The organism is Allobosea sp. CER48 (assembly GCF_044752385.1).
Classification (GTDB): Bacteria; Pseudomonadota; Alphaproteobacteria; order Rhizobiales; family Beijerinckiaceae; genus Allobosea.
This window is the reverse complement of record NZ_JBIWYK010000263.1, coordinates 1-4,363: the sequence shown is the minus strand read 5'-3', so window position 1 is coordinate 4,363 and position 4,363 is coordinate 1. Positions and strand designations below refer to the sequence as shown.

The 4,363-nt window shown below is 64.8% G+C and carries 3 protein-coding genes and 1 pseudogene; 2 read left to right on the top strand and 2 right to left on the bottom strand.

The window, feature by feature from the left end; genetic code table 11:
- Window positions 1–319: pseudogene (locus ACIPIA_RS10935) on the bottom strand (glycosyl transferase); the annotation flags it as partial.
- Window positions 268–870, bottom strand: coding sequence for a MarR family transcriptional regulator (locus tag ACIPIA_RS10930; protein WP_400509388.1), 603 nt, complete (start codon window positions 868–870; stop codon window positions 268–270). The gene ACIPIA_RS10930 and the pseudogene ACIPIA_RS10935, both read right to left, overlap by 52 nt.
- Window positions 871–1,203: 333 nt before the next feature.
- Here ACIPIA_RS10930 and ACIPIA_RS10925 point away from each other — a divergent pair, with 333 nt between their 5' ends.
- Together ACIPIA_RS10925 and ACIPIA_RS10920 are read left to right on the top strand one after the other, a co-directional pair.
- Window positions 1,204–2,958, top strand: a complete 1,755-nt coding sequence (locus ACIPIA_RS10925; protein WP_400509386.1) for a type I secretion system permease/ATPase — start codon at window positions 1,204–1,206, stop codon at window positions 2,956–2,958.
- Window positions 2,955–4,310: an HlyD family type I secretion periplasmic adaptor subunit gene (locus ACIPIA_RS10920; RefSeq protein WP_400509384.1), complete on the top strand. Its 1,356-nt coding sequence runs from the start codon at window positions 2,955–2,957 to the stop codon at window positions 4,308–4,310. Before ACIPIA_RS10925 ends, ACIPIA_RS10920 begins: the two co-directional genes overlap by 4 nt.
- Window positions 4,311–4,363: the final 53 nt, after the last annotated feature.

Here is a 4,363-nt window from a genome sequence, read left to right as displayed (position 1 = left end):
CATCGGGCAGCGCGTCGCGGGCAAAGAGCATCCCGCCCCAGCCGATGTGTCCGAGGACGACATCGGGTGGATCGGTAGCCTTCAGCCGTTCCATCAGCTGCGCAACCGCCTCCCCTGTCCGCAGGTGGTATTCGGTGGCAGCGAGCGCGGGATGCCGCGTCGCCGTCTCCTCCACCGAATAGACCAGTTGCCGGACGCCGGGCTGCTCCTGCTCAACGCGCTCCGTGATCAGCGAAACCTCGACGCCTTCGGCGACGAGGCGCGCGATCAGAGCAGCGAATTGACCAGATCCCGCGCGATGAACGAATAGGACATGCATGATGCGAGCAGCACTCCGCCGTAGCGAAGCGCGTCATTCCACCATTGTTCGAGTTGGCGCAGGGTTGCGTGGGTCGTGCCCAGATCGGTTTCGCGATTGCTTTCGAGTCGCTGGCCGAACTGGCTGGCCTCGTCGAGGAGCCGCAGGCGCTCGCACAGCATCTGTCCCTTCAGCGACAGCGAGATGCGGGCCTGCCGGCGATCGCGCGGCGAAGCCCCGCGTTCGAGATAGCCGCTCTCCACCAGTTGCTTGAGATTGTAGGAGGCATTCGAGCCGCCATAGTGTCCGCGGTCGAGAAGGTCGCGGACTGCGATCTCGCCCTGGCCGATCGTCATCAGGACCATCACCTGCGAGGGCGATATGTCGTCGATGCCGAGCTTCGTCAGTTCGAGGCGCAGATAGTCCAGAAACCTTCGACTCACGCGTTCGATGACCCGCGCGAGGTCGAATGGAGAAATTTTGGGATCGGCTCCCTCGTCGAGGTCGTCCGAACCGTTAGCCTGATGATGGCCGTTCAAGGATCTGCCTAGGAATTGCCCGCCGCCTTGCAATTTAAAGTGCATCCCTTACTCCGCCTGATCGAAAATTAAACAAACCACCCCTTTTTGCCCCCTCGCACTTAGAGCCTATAGGCAAAGCACATGCCATATACCATTGGCTAAATAATAAGATTGTATCAATCCGCAGATAAGCGGAAACTAGTTCGAATTTCAAAGCATCGCATAGTTTCGCCCCATTTGCTTTGTTCAAGCAGGGTGAGTTACGCTTCTAATCTGTCATAATCTTGACACTCCCCCGGTATCACGTTGCGCCTCACGATTGCGGATCTCCTGTCGCGGCGGATTCGCCGCGCCCGCACCTCATCCTCATTCTCGGAGTCATGCATGAAGGCGGTGAAGCCTGCGCCCGATGCCCTGATCCGGTCTCTCCAGCGCAATTTCGTCGGCGGCCTCAGCTATGCGGCCTTCCTGAGCCTGTGCGTGAACGTGCTGCTGCTGACCGTCCCGCTCTTCATGATGCAGGTACAGGATCGGGTCATCGTCAGCCATAGCTACGACACGCTGACGATGCTCCTTTTCATCGCGATCGGCGCGCTGGCACTCTATGGCACGGTCGAGTTCATCCGCTCGCTGACTTTCCAGGCAATGGCCAGCATCTTTGCCCGGCGGCTCAATTTGCCGGCTCTCCAGGCGGCCGTGAGCTCTTCGCTCGAACAGGGCTCGGGGCAGGCGACGCAGGCGATTCGCGACCTCAACGACATCCGCTTCTTCATCGCCAGTTCCGCGATCGCCACGCCGCTGGAGGCTGCATGGTCGCCGGTCTTCCTCGCCGTCCTTTTCACGCTGCACCCGGTCTACGGGCTGGTCGGCGTGGCCTCGCTGATCATCTTGCTGCTGCTCGGCGTTCTCTCGGACATGCTGACCCGCCGTATCCTCAAGGAGGCCAACGAGGCCGGCGTCGCCAGCATCAACGAGGTGGGCTCAAGCCTGCGCCACGCCGAGACGATCGAGGCGATGGGCATGCTGCCCGCGCTGGCCAAGCGCTGGCGCGGCCAGCAGCTGGCGATGATCGAGCAGCTCGACATGGGTACGCGCCGTGCCAAGTTCATCGCCGCCGTGACGCGCTCGGCGCGCATGACGATGCAGCTCTCGGTCTATGCGACCGGCGCAATCCTGATCATCCGCAACGAGGTCACAGCCGGAACGCTGATGGCAGCGAGCATCCTGCTCGGCCGCCTCCTCGCGCCGTTTGATTCGATGATCACCGACTGGCGGCAGTGGGTGCTCGCCTCGGCGGCCTGGAAGCGTGTCCGCGATCTCGTCCTGACGCGCACCTCGCAGCGCCAGACGGTCCCGACTCCGCCCTGCCAGGGCGATCTCGTGGTCGACCGCGCCGTCTTCGCGCCCCCCGGTCAGGAGCAGACCGTGATCAAGGGCGTCTCCTTCTCGCTGCAACCGGGCGAGGTACTCGGCGTGGTCGGCCCTTCCGGCGCCGGCAAGTCAACGCTCGCGAGGCTCCTTGTCGGCGTGCTCAAGCCCAATGTCGGAGGCGTCTATCTCGACGGCCACAGCACCTATCTGTGGGAGCGAGGCTCGTTCGGGGCCATGGTCGGCTATCTCCCGCAATCGGTCTCGCTGCTGAACGGCACGATTGCCGAGAACATCGCCCGCATGCGCGATCCCGATCCGCACGCCATCCTCGACGCGGCCCGCACCGCGGGGGTGCACGAGCTCATCGGCCGCCTGCCGCTCGGCTACGACACGAATGTTGCCGACAGCGATTTCAATCTCTCGGGCGGTCAGCGCCAGCGCATCGGCCTGGCGCGGGCGCTCTACGGCTCCCCCCGGCTGATCGTCCTCGACGAGCCCAATGCCAATCTCGACGCCGAAGGCGAGCAAAGCCTGATTCGCGCCATCGCCGCGGCGCGCGAGAGCGGCGCCATCGTGGTGCTGATCGCCCACCGCCCCTCTGTCATGCAGGTCGTCGACAAGCTCCTCGTGCTGCGTGAAGGCCGGGTACAGCAATTCGGTCCGCGCGCCGCGATCGCGGGCATGATCACCCCTGGCGGCCGTGTGGAAATGGAGCCTGCCGCCAGCACCCCCGCCGCTCCGGCCGCGATTCGCGAGGTGAAGGCATGACCGGACGCTCCCTGATCAAGCGCCCTGAACGAGCCCTCGTCCCGCAGATCGAGCACGAGCCGCAGGACGAGCGTGTCCCGAGCCTGCGCAGCCTCGTTCTGGCAGGCGTCGCCGCGATCGGGGTCGGCTTCGGCGGCTTCGGCGCCTGGGCCGTCACCGCACGCCTCGACAATGCCGCGGTGGCGACCGGCATCGTGGCGGTCGACAGCAAGCGCAAGACCGTCAGCCATCTCGAAGGCGGCATCCTGAAGACCTTGCTGAAGGCGGAGGGCGAGCGCGTCGTCAGGGACGAGCCATTGTTGCGGCTGGAAGATGCCCGCGCCCGCGCCGAGCTTCAGCAATTGCAGGCCAAGCGCATCGGGCTGGAAGCCAAGCTCGCCCGGCTGCGCGCCGAGCAGACCAGCGCTGCCGAAATCGCCTTCCCGGCTGCGGTTGCGCAGCTGGATTCCCCGATCGCGCGCGAGGTGCTGCGGGCCGAACAGGGATTGTTCAAGTCGCGGGCCCAGGTCCACGACGGCAAGATCCATATCCAGCAGCGCGTCATCGAGCAGCACCAGGCCGAGGCGGACGCACTGAAGGCCCAGATCGACGCGACCAATCGTCAGCGCTCGCTGATCGACGACGAGGTCAAGATCATGGCCGATCTCTACGAGAAGCGTTATGCGAAGCGCACCCAGCTCGTCGAGCTGCAGACCAAGCAGAGCGAGCTTTCCGGCCGTTCGGGCGAGTTCGCGGCCCGCAAGGCCAAGGCCGAGCAGGCGGTAGCGGGAGCCAATCTCGAGATCCTGTCGATCAGCCTCGAGCGGCAGAACGATATCGGGGGCGAGATCCAGGAATCGCAGCTCATGCTGTCCGAGGTCACCGAGCGGATCGTCCAGGCCGAGGACGTCCTGCGCCGTCTCGTCGTGGTCGCGCCGCAGGAGGGCATCGTCGCCAATATCCGGATGCGTACGGCCGGCAGCGTCATCGCCGCCGGCGAAGCGATCCTCGACATCGTCCCGGAGAATGAGCCGCTGATCGTCGAAGCCAAGGTCGAGCCACGCGACATCGACGCGGTCCGCGTCGGCGCCACCACTCGCGTCCGGTTGACGGCCTTCAACTCGCGCCTGCTGCCGCCATTGCAGGCCAAGGTCACCTATGTCGCCCCCGACCAGCTGGTCGACGAAAAAACCGGCATGCCCTATTTCGTCGTCCGCTCCGAGATCGATCAGCAGAGCCTGCGCGACTACAAGGTCTCGCTCCACGCCGGCATGACGGCGGAGGTGATGATCGTCAACGGCGCGCGTCGAGCGATCGACTATCTGGTCTCGCCCTTCACCGACAGCTTCAACCGGGCCTTCCGCGAGGATTGACCGCCCTGAGGCCGCGCCACGCGCGCAGGCTTCGGGCCGGGGTCATATTTCGA